Annotated in this window: 10 protein-coding genes; 7 read left to right on the top strand and 3 right to left on the bottom strand. The window is 60.8% G+C overall.

The window, feature by feature from the left end:
• Nucleotides 1–53: 53 nt before the first annotated feature.
• Nucleotides 54–1,691 carry a sigma 54-interacting transcriptional regulator gene (locus tag AC3WLM_RS12005; RefSeq protein ID WP_492477475.1) on the bottom strand — a complete coding sequence of 546 codons (1,638 nt, stop codon included), beginning with the start codon at nucleotides 1,689–1,691 and terminating at the stop codon, nucleotides 54–56.
• 245 nt (nucleotides 1,692–1,936) lie between these two features.
• On the opposite strand from AC3WLM_RS12005, the gene AC3WLM_RS12000 reads away from it, so the two are divergent.
• The 4 genes from AC3WLM_RS12000 to AC3WLM_RS11985 all read left to right on the top strand — a co-directional run bounded on the left by AC3WLM_RS12000 (nucleotide 1,937) and on the right by AC3WLM_RS11985 (nucleotide 5,571).
• Nucleotides 1,937–2,287 (top strand): hypothetical protein, encoded by a 351-nt coding sequence (locus tag AC3WLM_RS12000; protein ID WP_492477474.1) that lies wholly within the window; start codon nucleotides 1,937–1,939, stop codon nucleotides 2,285–2,287.
• Nucleotides 2,284–2,634, top strand: coding sequence for a c-type cytochrome (locus AC3WLM_RS11995; RefSeq protein ID WP_427464061.1), 351 nt, complete (start codon nucleotides 2,284–2,286; stop codon nucleotides 2,632–2,634). The genes AC3WLM_RS12000 and AC3WLM_RS11995 overlap by 4 nt, the downstream gene beginning before the upstream one ends.
• Nucleotides 2,635–2,651: 17 nt before the next feature.
• Nucleotides 2,652–4,238: an FAD-binding oxidoreductase gene (locus tag AC3WLM_RS11990; protein ID WP_492477473.1), complete on the top strand. Its 1,587-nt coding sequence runs from the start codon at nucleotides 2,652–2,654 to the stop codon at nucleotides 4,236–4,238.
• 127 nt (nucleotides 4,239–4,365) lie between these two features.
• Complete coding sequence (locus AC3WLM_RS11985; protein WP_492477472.1) at nucleotides 4,366–5,571, top strand: aromatic ring-hydroxylating oxygenase subunit alpha; 1,206 nt, start codon at nucleotides 4,366–4,368, stop codon at nucleotides 5,569–5,571.
• A 176-nt stretch (nucleotides 5,572–5,747) separates the two neighbouring features.
• Here AC3WLM_RS11985 and AC3WLM_RS11980 read toward each other — a convergent pair whose 3' ends face one another.
• Entirely contained in the window at nucleotides 5,748–6,845 is a 1,098-nt protein-coding gene (locus tag AC3WLM_RS11980) for an alpha/beta hydrolase fold domain-containing protein (RefSeq protein ID WP_492477471.1), read from the bottom strand.
• A 263-nt stretch (nucleotides 6,846–7,108) separates the two neighbouring features.
• Between AC3WLM_RS11980 and AC3WLM_RS11975 the strand changes: the two genes are divergently transcribed.
• The 3 genes from AC3WLM_RS11975 to AC3WLM_RS11965 all read left to right on the top strand — a co-directional run bounded on the left by AC3WLM_RS11975 (nucleotide 7,109) and on the right by AC3WLM_RS11965 (nucleotide 11,790).
• Nucleotides 7,109–8,080 carry an alpha/beta hydrolase gene (locus tag AC3WLM_RS11975; protein ID WP_492478122.1) on the top strand — a complete coding sequence of 324 codons (972 nt, stop codon included), beginning with the start codon at nucleotides 7,109–7,111 and terminating at the stop codon, nucleotides 8,078–8,080.
• Entirely contained in the window at nucleotides 7,968–10,310 is a 2,343-nt protein-coding gene (locus AC3WLM_RS11970) for a TonB-dependent receptor (protein WP_492477470.1), read from the top strand. The genes AC3WLM_RS11975 and AC3WLM_RS11970 overlap by 113 nt, the downstream gene beginning before the upstream one ends.
• Before the next feature lie 67 nt (nucleotides 10,311–10,377).
• Complete coding sequence (locus AC3WLM_RS11965) at nucleotides 10,378–11,790, top strand: carboxylesterase/lipase family protein (RefSeq protein ID WP_492477469.1); 1,413 nt, start codon at nucleotides 10,378–10,380, stop codon at nucleotides 11,788–11,790.
• A 33-nt stretch (nucleotides 11,791–11,823) separates the two neighbouring features.
• Here AC3WLM_RS11965 and AC3WLM_RS11960 read toward each other — a convergent pair whose 3' ends face one another.
• Nucleotides 11,824–13,020 (bottom strand): IS256 family transposase, encoded by a 1,197-nt coding sequence (locus tag AC3WLM_RS11960; protein WP_004207098.1) that lies wholly within the window; start codon nucleotides 13,018–13,020, stop codon nucleotides 11,824–11,826.
• Between the last annotated feature and the right edge of the window lie 90 nt (nucleotides 13,021–13,110).

Here is a 13,110-nt window from a genome sequence, read left to right as displayed (position 1 = left end):
CGTCCGTAAACCACTGGCGCAATATTGGAAGAAATGTCGTAGTCAACATTCGCTCAGTTCGAATTCTTTTCATCCTGCGCACGACCCGCAGATAGCCTGTATATGAGTTGCGACCTTGTAATGCCTAGTTGCCTTGCCGCGCGCGTCCTGTTGCCTGAAGCGTTGGCCAAGGCCCTTTCGATCATCTGCTTTTCGACAGTCGCAAGATCAAGCCCGGCATCGACGAGCGCAGCAGCCGCTCCTGGGTCAGAGCCAGGGGCCTGCGAACTTCCGCCCTGAGGCCTCCACACAGGTGGACCAAGGATTTCTCCGCCGCTGAACAGATGATGCTGGCGCAGGGGCTCGCCGTCGCGTGCCATGATCACCCCTCGCTCGATCACGTTCTCCAACTCGCGAATGTTGCCGGGCCAATCATAGCCGAGCATGGCTGCAATCGCCGACTCCTCGAAGCCAGTTACCCGTCGTCCATGCCGCTCAGCATAGAGCGCGAGGAAGTGTTCCATCAGCAGGGGCAGGTCCGCGCGCCGCTCCCGCAGTGGCGGAATCCTAATCGGAAACACGTTAAGGCGATAGAACAGATCCGCGCGAAAGGTCCCTGCCTCCACCGCGGCTCTCAGATCAGAGTTGGTCGCGGCGACCAGACGCACGTCGGACTCTTGCAGCTTCGTGCCCCCAACGCGTTCGAATTCGCCTTCTTGAATGGCTCGCAACAGCTTGCCTTGGGCTGCGAGCGATAGAGTCCCGATCTCGTCGAGAAAGAGTGTGCCGCCACTAGCCCGTTCGAAGCGTCCCGGCCTAGATACGTTTGCACCTGTAAATGCACCCCTCTCAACCCCGAACAGTTCGGCCTCGAGAAGATTTTCGGGAATAGCTGCGCAGTTTACGGCAATGAACGGGCCTGCCGCACGCCGTCCCATCGCGTGAAGATTACGTGCAAAGATTTCCTTGCCCACCCCGCTTTCGCCAGAGAACAGCACGACGGCATCGGTATCGGCCACATGGCCCAGCAGGTCGAAGGCAACGTTGAATCCCGCGGAGGCGCCAACGATCTGCCTCCCGAGGATCGGTTTGCCGCGCGGCAAGTGTGCTGGCGAGACCTCGCCCAATTGCGCCCCCCGCATGTAGCGCACATCGTCGTCCCCGTCCTGCCACTCATCAGCAGGACGGCCGACAATGCGGCAGCACCCGTGCCCCATGGCTACGCATTCAACCTCGCGGAACAGGATGGGGCGACCGAGAAAAACGCTGGCATATCCGCTGGCATAGCCGATCTGAGACCATCCAGCGGGATAGGCTCCGCGCCCGAACATTTCGAGGTGCGCCTCACACTCGGTCGAGCCGCGCCAGATGTATTCCGCTGCGAAAGTGCCCGTCGCCGTGTCCACCTTCACGCTGACCGGATCGGTGCGGACCATGCCTTCAAGCATGTGCAGTTCCGGCCCGACGGCGAACATCTGCTCAATCGTGGCATCAGGCCTCACCTTGGCTGCGATCTCGGCATCCATTGCGCCGCTGTTGTACCCCTGCCGCGTGAACACACCGCGCGCCTTGTCGAGACCTACAGCCTCGATGACTTCGTGCCGCAGGAGACCGAACGCGCGGTTATGGATCATCATCATTCGCCGCCCGGCGAGCCAGATATGACCTTGCGCATGATCGAAGTGTAGCTGGTTGAAGAGGTCGTCGGACATGCAGCAACCGTATTATTTCAAACAATGATTCACAAGCGCTGTTCGAAATCAGACATTTTGCCCATCAAGTTTTCGCCCAGTCTCGGCGACAGTAGCCGTCCCGAAGAACCGATATACTCGTGAATTCAGCATGATGCGCCCGCGTCGAAATGACGAGCGCAGACTTGGCACGGCCATTGCGATGGATAGGCAATAGAAGCGCTCAACGGCGATGCCAGCCCCGTGGCAACAGAGAGGAGAACTGCATGTCCGATGCCTTGCCTGCGATAAGCCGCAGAACCTTTATTTCCGTCAGCACACTGGCAGGGGTCGCAACAGCAGCACTGTTAGCGGCCTCCACCATAGCTTGGTCCGGCCCCCTAGCTATCGCGTCCCAGCGTTCTGCCATACCCGCCGGCAGGCAGGGGAGTGCGACGGTACTAGCTGGTGACTACTTTCAACGTCTTGGCCAGATCCGCATCGCGTTAGCCACCAGCGTAGGGCGCAAGTTGGCTCTCTTCCTGGATGGTGCGGATGAAGCTCTGTTCGACATCGCCTTAATTGACCGCCGCGCAACGCTGCGTCCGGTCGTCCTTCCCGCAGGAGGAGTCGCATGAACCTGAGCATCCTGTCCAAATGTGCCACGTTCGGCGCGGCACTCGTGGTCGCCCTTGCCCTTCCGGCAGATGCCGCTCCTCCAGCGCCCGCCCGCAACGGACAGTCTGGTCAATGGGCATCGCCACAGGTCCTGTGGGAGCAAACCTGCGCCCGCTGCCACACAACGGGGGTTGGCCCCGAACTGCGCGGCCGCGCGCTACCCCAGGAATACGTCGTCAGCGTAGTGCGCAATGGCATGCTGGCGATGCCGGCATTCCCGCATTCGGCAATAGATGATGCCTCACTCAGCGACATCGCGCGCTTTGTCTCCACCTCGAGGCTGCCAAAGCCTGCGGCAAAGCACTGAGAGCAAAGGAGAGATAGATGCCAAGCAAGAAGCCTGCTCCTGTCGCGCAACCAGCGGCACCCGCAGATCCCGCCGTGCTGCCCGCTGGCGTCAGTGCCGCCGACATGCACGCCGCCATAACGAAGTTCGTTGCGATTCTCGGCCCACAGAATGTCATCACCGATGCCGACCACATCGCGCCCTACACCAAGGTCATGATTGCCGAGAGCGAGGACCTGCATCGTCCGTCCGCAGTGCTCTATGCCCGCGAAGTTTCGGAGATCCAGCAGATCCTTAAGGTCTGCAACGAATTCAAGGTGCCGATCTGGACGATCTCGACCGGGCGCAACTTCGGCTACGGTTCGGCCGCGCCCCAAAGCGCCGGCCAGGTTGTGCTCGACCTCAAGCACATGAACCGCATTCTCGATGTGGATCCCGTGCTGTGCACTGCGCTGGTCGAACCCGGGGTGACCTACCAGCAACTCAAGGATTACCTCGAGGAAAACGACATACCTTTGTGGCTGTCTTGCCCGGCTCCCTCCGCGATCGCCGGACCTCTCGGCAATACGGTTGACCGCGGTGTCGGCTACACGCCCTATGGCGAACACTTCATGATGCAGTGCGGAATGGAGGTTGTTCTGGCCAACGGCGACGTCCTGCGCACCGGCATGGGCGGGGTCGAGGGCACAAGCGCCTGGCAGGTCTTCAAGTGGGGTTACGGCCCCTACCTCGACGGCATCTTCACGCAGTCCAACTACGGTATCGTCACCAAGATGGGCATGTGGCTGATGCCAAAGCCTCCGGTCTACAAACTGTTCTGCATCCGCTACGACAAGGACGAGGATATCCACGATATCGTGGAGACGCTGCGGCCCCTGCGCATCGCCAACGTCATTCCCAATGCGATGGTTTTTGCAAATGTCATGTGGGAAGCCGCCGCGATCATGCCGCGCAGCAAGTATTACGACGGCGACGGTGTGACGCCCGACAGCGTGCTCGAGGAGATCAAGGCAAAGGAGGGCCTCGGCGCGTGGAACGTCTATGCGGCGCTTTACGGCACCAAGGAACAGGTCGAGGTCAACTGGCAGATCATCACTGGCGCAATCAAAGCTAGCGGCAAGGGCACGATCATCACGGAAGAGCAGGCCGCCGGCACCCAGCCCTTCGATTATCGCGCAAAGTTGATGCGCGGCGACATGACCTTGCAGGAGTTCGGCCTGTATCGTTGGCGCGGCGGCGGCGGCTCGATGTGGTTTGCCCCCGTAACTGCAGCGAAAGGTAGTGAAACTGTTGAACAGACCCGCCTCGCCAAGCAGATCCTTGGCGAATACGGGCTTGATTACGTGGCCGAATATATCGTCGGGATGCGGGACATGCACCATGTGATCGACGTCCTCTACAACCGCTCGGATCCGGACGAGATGGCCCGAGCGCATGAATGCTTCGCCAAACTGCTCAGCGAATTCGGCAAGCGCGGCTATGCGGTCTATCGCGTCAACACAGCCTTCATGGACCAGGCGGCCGACCTGTTCGGCCCGGTCAAGCGCAAGGTCGACCAGACGTTGAAGAGGGCGCTCGATCCTAACGGAATCCTTGCGCCTGGCAAATCCGGCATCAGGATTTGAGCAGATCCGAGCCGCTTGCAGAGCGTGAACTCACTGAAAGTCCAGCTGCGTCCTTCGTCGGGACGTGGTTGGACGTGGCTCGCCCGAGCGCAATGGCGCCGGCAAAGTAAGACGCAGAGGAACTGGAATGGACGTCAGATCGGTCCTGGTCGCAGATGCCCGGCGCATGCTCGAACGCCTTGCCAGCGGCAGCATCACTCGTGCCCCCAAGGTGACCAGCAGGCCATCGTCGATCTACACCGATGCGGATCGGTTCAAGCGTGAGAAGGAGCACCTGTTCCGACGCGTACCATTGCTGCTGGCAGCGTCGTGTGAGCTGCGCAATCCGGGCGATTGCAAGGTGATGGACGTGGTTGGCGTGCCGTTGCTGATCGTGCGCGGGAAGGACGGCGTGGTGCGCACGTTCCTTAATGCCTGTACCCACCGTGGGGCGCGCCTTATGCGCGAATGCGGGAACGCAGCTCGGCTGACCTGTCCCTACCATGCATGGAGCTTCCGGCTCGATGGATCGCTGCTGGGCATTGCGGCGCGGGAGTCTTTCGGCGAGATCGACAGCGATGCCGCCCGTCTCGTTTCCTTCCCCACTACCGAGCGGGCGGGACTTGTCTGGGCCATCATCGACCCCGCCGCCGAACCCGATTTTGACGCCTTCCTCAACGGGTTCGACCAGTTGCTTGCACAGTTCGGGTTCGACACGTGGCATCATTTCAAGAGCCGCAGCCTACCCGGCGCGAACTGGAAGCTCGCGTTCGATGCCCACCTCGAGTTCTACCATCTGCCCGTATTGCACCGCGAGACCTTTGGTTCTGGCATGAGCAATCTCGCCGAATACTTTTACCATGGCCCGCATCAGCGCCTCGGTTTGCTGACCAAAGCGGACCATGTACTCGAACAGGATGACATCGCCGGCCTCGCCGACATGCCAGAGAGCGAATGGCCGCTCGCCTCCCTTCTGTTCGGCGAATGGATCGTCTTCCCGAACGTCTCGATCAACTGCTTTTACAAGGGCGGACGCGGCGTGATCCTGTCCCAGGTCTGGCCTGGCCAGACGGTAGGAGAATCCGTAACCGTGCAGATATTCTTGCACGAGAACCCGCCGGATGAAGAACACTTTGCAGATGCAACGGCGATGTCGGACTTCCTCGGTAAGGTCGTCGGAACCGAGGACCTGCCAATGTCACGCGAGCAGCAGTCAGTACTCTCATCGGGCCTGCTCCGCGAGGTTCGCTTTGGCCGGAATGAGGGCGGTGTCGAGCATTTCCATGAATGGGTGGATCGATTTGCGGGTTCGCCAAAGGACCTGCCAATGGCACAAGTGATGCAGCGTCCGTGATGGTGCCGGTTTCACCGGTACGTCTCTCACTTTCCCGGAAATCTGTCATCAACAACTGGCGCCCGCTCCGACCATCGGTGGCAGCCACCCAGGTTATCAAGCCACCAGGTGAACGCTGTTTGGAGGCCCAAATCGCAGGATCTCCCAGCCAAAGATGACTCCTTCAGGTGCGCAGATCAGCGACCGAGGTGGCCATCAAAAAAACGGAGCATCACGTCGTACGCTTCAAGCGATTCGGGAATATCGGAATTGTAGAAGAACCCGTGAAAAAGCCCCTCCCAAACGTGGAGATCGGCTTTGACGCCAAGCGCAACCAGGCGAGAATGTGTCTTCACGGCAGAGCTTAGCTCAAAGCCCCTTGTTCCGGAAATGATCAGCGTTGGTGGAAACTGACGCAGCGTTTCATCTGAGGACCCTGGCGAAACGGTGGGATCTTTCGGATCTGCCCCCTTGAAATAAGGCAGCGCGGTCCAAGGCAATTGCGCGTCGGCCGGCCAGTCCGGGGCAGCACGCGCGTCGCCGATGGCAGCGGTCATATAGTCCGCATCCCCACCGAAGCCGAAGGCGGAAGTGGTTAGCCCAGCACAGAATACTCCGATCGCACCCGGACGTGGCAGGCCGTGCTTCTGAAACCATGCCGTAGCCATACCGGTTAGCATTCCGCCCGCAGAGCACCCATAAATGCCGATATTGCGCGCCGGATAGGTTTTGAGCAGTTCGCGATATACGGCAGCCACGTCCTCACTGGCAGCGGGAAAGACATGAGCAGGTCCTTGGCGGTAGTCGACCGATACGACACGGACTTTGCCGATTGCGGTGACAGGGATGGATTCCAGCTCTGCGCACCCCGGGAAACAACCCATGAAGCCGCCACCGTGAAGATTGATCAACACGCGCTTGCGATTTTTGCGTAAAACGCCCTCTCGAGGGCTGTAATCCAGAACGTGCACGCCGCCGATCTGGCGCTCGACCATGGTCGGAGCGAAAGTTGCCTTCGCCTTCGCCAAGTATCCCTGCATGAACACGGGCACGCCAGCCACCTGCTTTAGCTGCTCCGGATCCTGCATGGCCTTGAGGTGGTCGGTCAGATAGGCCTTGGCCTCAGCGCTCAGCATCGAAGAGACCGGCACCGCCATGGCGGGCGCATGGACCGTACCATCGTCATCCACTTGGATTCCGGAGGGCATGCTGGCCTGCGCAAAGGCTTTGGCGACGGGGCCGAGCAGCAGTGCAAGTGCGACCAATGACGCCACAATTCGCTTCAACACCGACATCGCTTTACCCTCTCTTAGCTGGAGCGGTCCGATCGCTTGCTACGAATGTGCGTAATCGATTGCATTATTCTCCGCAAGGCGTAAGAAATCGATTACGCATTCACCAAGACTCCGCAAGAGAGCATGGCCTGGAGAGACCAAACGTGAACTTCACCCGAAGGACGGCTGGCGCAGCAGCCCTGGCAACGGCATTCATGCCTTCCTTGCTAAGCGCGCGCGAAAGGGGCGGTGCGGCGGTTCTAGGAAAGGCCGCTGTGACTCCGATGGCACTGCTCGATCCTGAACTGCGCGACGGGGCAAAGTTGATCCTCGCCCAGCCCCTGCCCGATCCTCTCGATCATGCTGCGATTGTGGCCATGCGCAAAGCCGCGCCACCACCACCGGAAATTTTATCTGCGCCCGCCCCTGCGGTCGACTTCCGCATGATTCCGGGCTCTCACGGCCACCCACCTGTCAAGGTCGCAGTAATTGGTGCAGACCGAAAGAAGGAGTTGCGACCTGCGGTCCTGCACGTTCATGGCGGCGGCTTCATCGTCGGACGCATGGCCGACACCATACCCGCATCACAGCAACTGGCGCAGGAGTTCGATTGCGTCGTGGTCGAAGTGGACTACCGCCTTTCCCCTGAAACGCGCTTCCCGGGGCCGCTAGAGGACTGCCATGCGGCGCTCGCATGGCTCCATGAGAACGCAGATGATCTGGGCGTGGACCGTGCGAAGATCGCCGTGAAGGGCGAAAGCGCCGGGGGCGGACTTGCCGCCATGGTTGCCTTGGCTGCCCGCGACCGACGAAGCGTCCCGTTGTGCTGCCAAATCCTGATCTATCCCATGCTTGATGACCGGACCGGATCAACCCGACGCGTGCCGAATTTCATCGGCACGATTGGTTGGAATGAAACAGGTAATGTCGTGGGCTGGAGCAGCTTGCTCGGCCAGCCTGCAGGCCAAATCAAGGTCCCGACTGGCGCAGTTCCGGCGAGGATGCCCAACCTAGAGGGCCTGCCCCGTACGTTCATTGGCGTGGGATCGCTGGATCTCTTCGTCGAAGAGGACATGATCTACGCTCAACGGCTCGTGCAGGCGGGCGTCCCTACCGAACTGCTCGTCACGCCTGGCGCGTTTCATGGGTTCGACTTCGTGGTGCCTGATGCCAACGTATCGCGAGCCTTTACCGCTGCGTGGAAGCGCACGTTGCGCACGGCGTTCGCCAGACCTGCGGCCAACCATAGTCTTTAATGCCGCCGCTGAAGGCCTCAATCACCAACACGTGCGCAATCGATTACTCAACTATTCAAACAATGGGAGGACTAGGATGAAAGTTTCTCAGCATGTAGCCAAGCTGCGCCTTCCCCTGATCGCCTCGGCAGCCTGTGGTCTAGTCGTTTCTGCACCGACCTTAGCGCAGGATGCTTCTGCCGACAGCGCGAATGACCCAGCGGATGCGGGCGAGATCGTCGTGACAGCGCTCAAGTCCGGTTCGGTTCGACTCGACAAGGTGCCGCTGGCAATTCAGGCGTTCAACGGCGATGTGCTGAAACAACGCAACGTGCGCGATGGCGCGGACCTCATCCAACTGATCCCTGGCGCCTCACAGGCACAGGAAATCGGGGCGGGTTATCGCATTTTCTCGTTTCGTGGTTCGGGCGCCGGCGGTCCCATTGGCGATGGCCTGATCGGCTACTACCTCGACGACACGCCCTTCGGCGTGCCCAACAATCAGGCCGCGCCGCCGGTGCAGTATTTCGATATCGACCGCGTTGAAGTTCTGCGCGGTCCGCAGGGGACCCTCTATGGCCTTGGCTCTTCGGCTGGGACCATCATCTATCACACCAAGAACCCCGACCTCGATCAGGTGACCTCCGCCGGAGAACTTGAACTGTCCAAATCGGCCGAGGCGAGCGATCCGAACTATCGAGGGGCAGCCGCGATCTCCTTGCCCCTGATCCCCGGCAGGCTAGGCCTGCGTGTGAGCGGCGGATACGATCGTCGCGCCGGCGTGGCCGACATCTATTCCGGAGCGCCGACTGGTACCCCGCGCGAGCGGGACGCAAACCATGTCACCTCCAAGGACGTGCAGGCCGTGCTGCTTTGGAAGCCGGACGAGCTTACTTCGGTTCGGACGCGCTTTTGGTACTTCGCCACGGATCAGAAATACCTCAACGTGATCAACTCGCTCGACCCGCCGTTCGCGGCCTTTCAAGGCGACGTTGTCGGCTTTGACAAGCGCCGTGCCTGGTATGCATCAAACACCCTCGAGCGCGAATTCGGCGCCGTCACGTTGACTAACGCGACATCCTACCAGAAGTCCTTGCCCGGCGGCTTCCAGGTCGGCCTCAACCTTGGCGCGCCGCTTGGCACCGGCGTGCTGATCAACGGCGGCGACGCGCGCAACTTCGTAAACGAGTTGCGGGTTGCTACAAACGATGCCGGGCCGCTCAAGGGCGTGGCCGGCGTTTTTTACCAGAACGCGCGCAGTCTCTACACGTTCAGCCTGACGTTCCCGGCCTTAGGCCTGAACGGGCAAACCATCACCAAGACCGAGAATGCAGCAGTGTTCTCCGAGGTGAGCTATGAACTGTTCGGCGGCAAGCTCGTACCGCTGGTCGGCTTGCGCTATTTCAAAGACCGACGCGAAGCGGACTCCATCTCGAACGAAGTGCGAGTTCAGAGCCAGGCGCGGCCCGACGCATTGACCTGGCGGGCCAACCTCGCGTTCAACCCCAGTTCCGACTGGATGCTGTTTTTCAACGCTGGCACCGGTTTCCGCAGTGGAATTCTTCAGTCACAAGCACAGGCCGACGCGGTGATCGCGGATGGCGTGCCGAGCGGCATCTCGCTGACGCCGGACAAGCTGCGCAACCTTGAAGTGGGCATGAAGGGGGCACTGCTGGACGGGGCGCTGCGGGTGGCCGTCAGCCTTTACGACATAAAATACACGAACATCCAGAGCGCCTTCAACACGTCGATCGGGCTGGCGGCTTTTGCCAACCTCGGCGATGGCAAAGCGCAGGGGATCGACATGGAAATGACATGGCGGACGCCGCTTCAGGGCTTGACGCTCAATGCCATCGGTAACGTCAACGACTCCAAGTTCACACGCGTCCGCCCAGCGTTCGCCGGAGCCGATCCTCGCATTTCCAACGGCTTGCGCCTGCTCAACACGCCAACACACAATTTCCGTTTGGATGCGAGCTACGAACGGCCGATCGGCAATGCCACGCTTTTCGCTACCAGTTCAGCGACCTTTATCGGCCGTTCGCGTCTTGGAGATGCCACGGTCAACGAGATCAATCCCTACGAACTCTACCAGGCGAGCATCGGCGTGCGGTTTGATCGATACGAAGTGCGCCTGTTCGGGGACAACCTGTCCGATTTACGCGGCCCCACCTCCGCCAACGGTCCTACGCTTCTGGCAGGGCCACGCCCGCGCACGATCGGGGTGACATTCCGCGTCAACACCAACTGATGCAATTCTCGGCGATACCACTCCTTCCCCCAAAGGTATCGCCGAGGTCGCATAAGGATGCGAGGGTATGCAGAGGCGCGATATCATCACTGCTGCGACCGGTGTTGGAGCAATTGCCTTGGCACCAACTGCAGCAACGTCTGCGCAGGACCAGGCGATGCCGTTCTTTGACAAGAGGGCGCCAATCTATACCGATGCAGCACGACTTACGGTCAGGACCACTGCCGGACCCATTAGGGGCTACCGGCAGGGCGCAGTTACCGTGTTCAAGGGCGTGCCCTATGGAGCGCCCACCGGTGGTGCCAATCGCTTTCGTGAACCGCGCCCACCCGAGCCCTGGAACGGTGTTCGCTCATGCCTTCACTACGGCCCGATTGCACCGCAGGACAAGGGCATGGGACGCTTCCGTGATGAGGAAGCCTTCATCTTCCGCTGGAACGACGCCGTCGAGGATGAAGATTGCCTGCGACTGAACATATGGACTCCAGCTATTGATGCCGCGCGCCATCCAGTGCTCGTCTGGTTGCATGGGGGCGGCTTTGCTGCCGGATCCGGGCATGACATTCCGGCATTCGATGGCACGAATCTGGCTACCAGTGGCAACGCGGTGGTGGTTACGCTCAATCACCGACTGAACCTGCTGGGGTTTTTCGATCTGTCCGACTGGGGCGAGGAGCATGTTACCTCGGCCAATCTCGGCATGCTTGATATCGTAGCTGCACTGCGCTGGGTGCGCGACAATATTGCCCGATTTGGAGGGGATCCCTCGCGCGTGACGATCTTCGGCCAGTCGGGCGGAGGGGCCAAGGTCACTGCGCTGATGGCGATGCCCACGGCCAAGGGGCTGTATCACCGAGCGATGGTGCTTAGCGGGTCCTTCGCGATGTTCAACACGCCGACCAAGACCCGCCGGCTTTCCCGCCTAATTCTTGACGAGCTCGACATTGCCAAGGGCGATCTGGCCTCTCTGCAAACGCGGCCTTATTCAGAAATGCAGGCGGCAGCCCAGCGGGTCCTTGCCCGGGTCAATCCGCCTTTCGACAGCTTTGTAGACGTGCGCCGGATTCCGGATATGCTGAACTTCGCCCCGACGCTGGACGGGCAAACGCTGCTGGCAGACCCCATGCATCCAGAATTTGCGGCGAACGATCCGCAAGTCCCACTGATCATCGGCTCCACGCTCAACGAATTTGTTACCGGCATCAACGATCCCGCAGCGTTCGAGATGGACGAAGCAGCACTTCAGCGCAGGGTCGAACGATTCGCTCCCGGCAGGGCAGAAGCAGTTATCGCCGGATTTCGGGCGAATGCGCAGAACGAAAAGCCCTTCGCATTGTGGTCTCGCATCGCGACTGCACCAATCCGCGAGGCCGTGATCAATCAGGCGAGAAGGCGGTTCGAAAGCAAATGCTCCCCGACGTGGCTGTTCTGGTTCACTTGGCAGACTCCAGTGCTGGTCGTGTCCCACGGGGTGGTGTAGGAACCGTCGATCCGCAGTAGGATCAGGTTCGGGTCAGGCAGCCAGAGCTGGCAGGCTGACAATGGGGTTATGGCTCACCGAGCCGAGGGTTTCCAGCGTCATGTAACGGCGTGACACCGCCCACTCATCATTCTGTTCCAGCATGAGTGCTCCGACGAGGCGGACGACGGCGGCGTCATTCGGAAAGATGCCGATGACATCGGCCCTTCGCTTGATCTCCTTGTTCACCCTTTCCAGCGGGTTGGTCGACGCGATCTGCGCCCAGTGCTCCTTCGGGAAGGTCATGTAGGCAAGCACGTCCTCGCGCGATCCGGCCATCATGTCGGCCAGCTTCGGGAACTTCTCGCGCAGGGCATCGGCGACCTGTTCCCATTGCTGGTGAGCCGCTTCAGCCGTTTCCTGCGCAAAGATCGTCTTGATCATGGCGATGACTGCCGGTCGCTGCTTAGGCGCGGCATGTGCCAGCGCATTGCGCATCCAGTGGACCCGGCAGCGTTGCTGGCTCGCGGCGAACACCTTGCTGGCGGCGGCGCGCAACCCCTTGTGGTCGTCCGCGATGACCAGCTTTACCCCGCGAAGTCCCCGGTCGGCGAGCGAGCGCAGGAAGGCTTTCCAGAAGGGTTCCGCTTCTGAAGGGCCGGTGGCAACGCCCAGAACCTCGCGCCGACCATCGGTGTTGACGCCGACGGCGATTATCGCCGCCGTCGAGACGATCCGCCCGCCCTCGCGGACCTTGAGGTAGGTGGCGTCGATCCACAGGTAGGGCCACTCGCCCTCGATCGGCCGCTGCAGGAAGGCGTTCACCCGTTCGTCGATCTCGGCCACCAGACGGCTCACCTGGCTCTTCGAGACGCCGCTGGCGCCCATCGCCTTGACCAGATCGTCGACCGAGCGAGTCGAGACACCGTGGACGTAGGCTTCCTGGATCACCGCCGCCAACGCCTTCTCAGCCGTGCGGCGTGGCTCAAGGAAGCTCGGGAAGTAACTGCCCTTCCTGAGCTTGGGGATCGCCAGCTCGATCCGGCCGGCCCGAGTGTCCCAGCCCCGTTCGCGATAGCCGTTGCGGTGGTTGAGCCGCGCCGGGCTGCGACTGCCCGCAGCCGCACCCGTTCTGGCCTCAATCTCCAGATCCATCATGCGCTCGGCGGCAAATGCCAGCATATCGCGCACCAAATCGCTGTCTGCCCCTTGCTCAATCAGCTCAACAAGGGCCATTCTGTCGTCGGTCATCGTCTTCTTCTCCAGGTTCGAGTTCGCATCCGAACCCTACCAGAAGATCGACGGTGGCCACCCTCTCAGAGAAACCTTCCTACACCACCC

Source organism: Novosphingobium sp. FW305-C-30-35, assembly GCF_058783135.1.
The sequence above is the reverse complement of the archived record's forward strand: the minus strand, read 5'-3'. Positions and strand labels throughout refer to the sequence as shown.

What these genes read in the sequence shown, in the direction of transcription:
- AC3WLM_RS11960 (WP_004207098.1), bottom strand. Translation starts at nt 13,020, where the DNA reads ATGACCGACGACAGAATGGCCCTTGTTGAGCTGATTGAGCAAGGGGCA.
- AC3WLM_RS11965 (WP_492477469.1), top strand. Translation starts at nt 10,378, where the DNA reads ATGCAGAGGCGCGATATCATCACTGCTGCGACCGGTGTTGGAGCAATT.
- AC3WLM_RS11980 (WP_492477471.1), bottom strand. Translation starts at nt 6,845, where the DNA reads ATGTCGGTGTTGAAGCGAATTGTGGCGTCATTGGTCGCACTTGCACTG.
- AC3WLM_RS11995 (WP_427464061.1), top strand. Translation starts at nt 2,284, where the DNA reads ATGAACCTGAGCATCCTGTCCAAATGTGCCACGTTCGGCGCGGCACTC.
- AC3WLM_RS12000 (WP_492477474.1), top strand. Translation starts at nt 1,937, where the DNA reads ATGTCCGATGCCTTGCCTGCGATAAGCCGCAGAACCTTTATTTCCGTC.
- AC3WLM_RS11990 (WP_492477473.1), top strand. Translation starts at nt 2,652, where the DNA reads ATGCCAAGCAAGAAGCCTGCTCCTGTCGCGCAACCAGCGGCACCCGCA.
- AC3WLM_RS11975 (WP_492478122.1), top strand. Translation starts at nt 7,109, where the DNA reads ATGGCACTGCTCGATCCTGAACTGCGCGACGGGGCAAAGTTGATCCTC.
- AC3WLM_RS11970 (WP_492477470.1), top strand. Translation starts at nt 7,968, where the DNA reads ATGGGTTCGACTTCGTGGTGCCTGATGCCAACGTATCGCGAGCCTTTA.
- AC3WLM_RS11985 (WP_492477472.1), top strand. Translation starts at nt 4,366, where the DNA reads ATGGACGTCAGATCGGTCCTGGTCGCAGATGCCCGGCGCATGCTCGAA.
- AC3WLM_RS12005 (WP_492477475.1), bottom strand. Translation starts at nt 1,691, where the DNA reads ATGTCCGACGACCTCTTCAACCAGCTACACTTCGATCATGCGCAAGGT.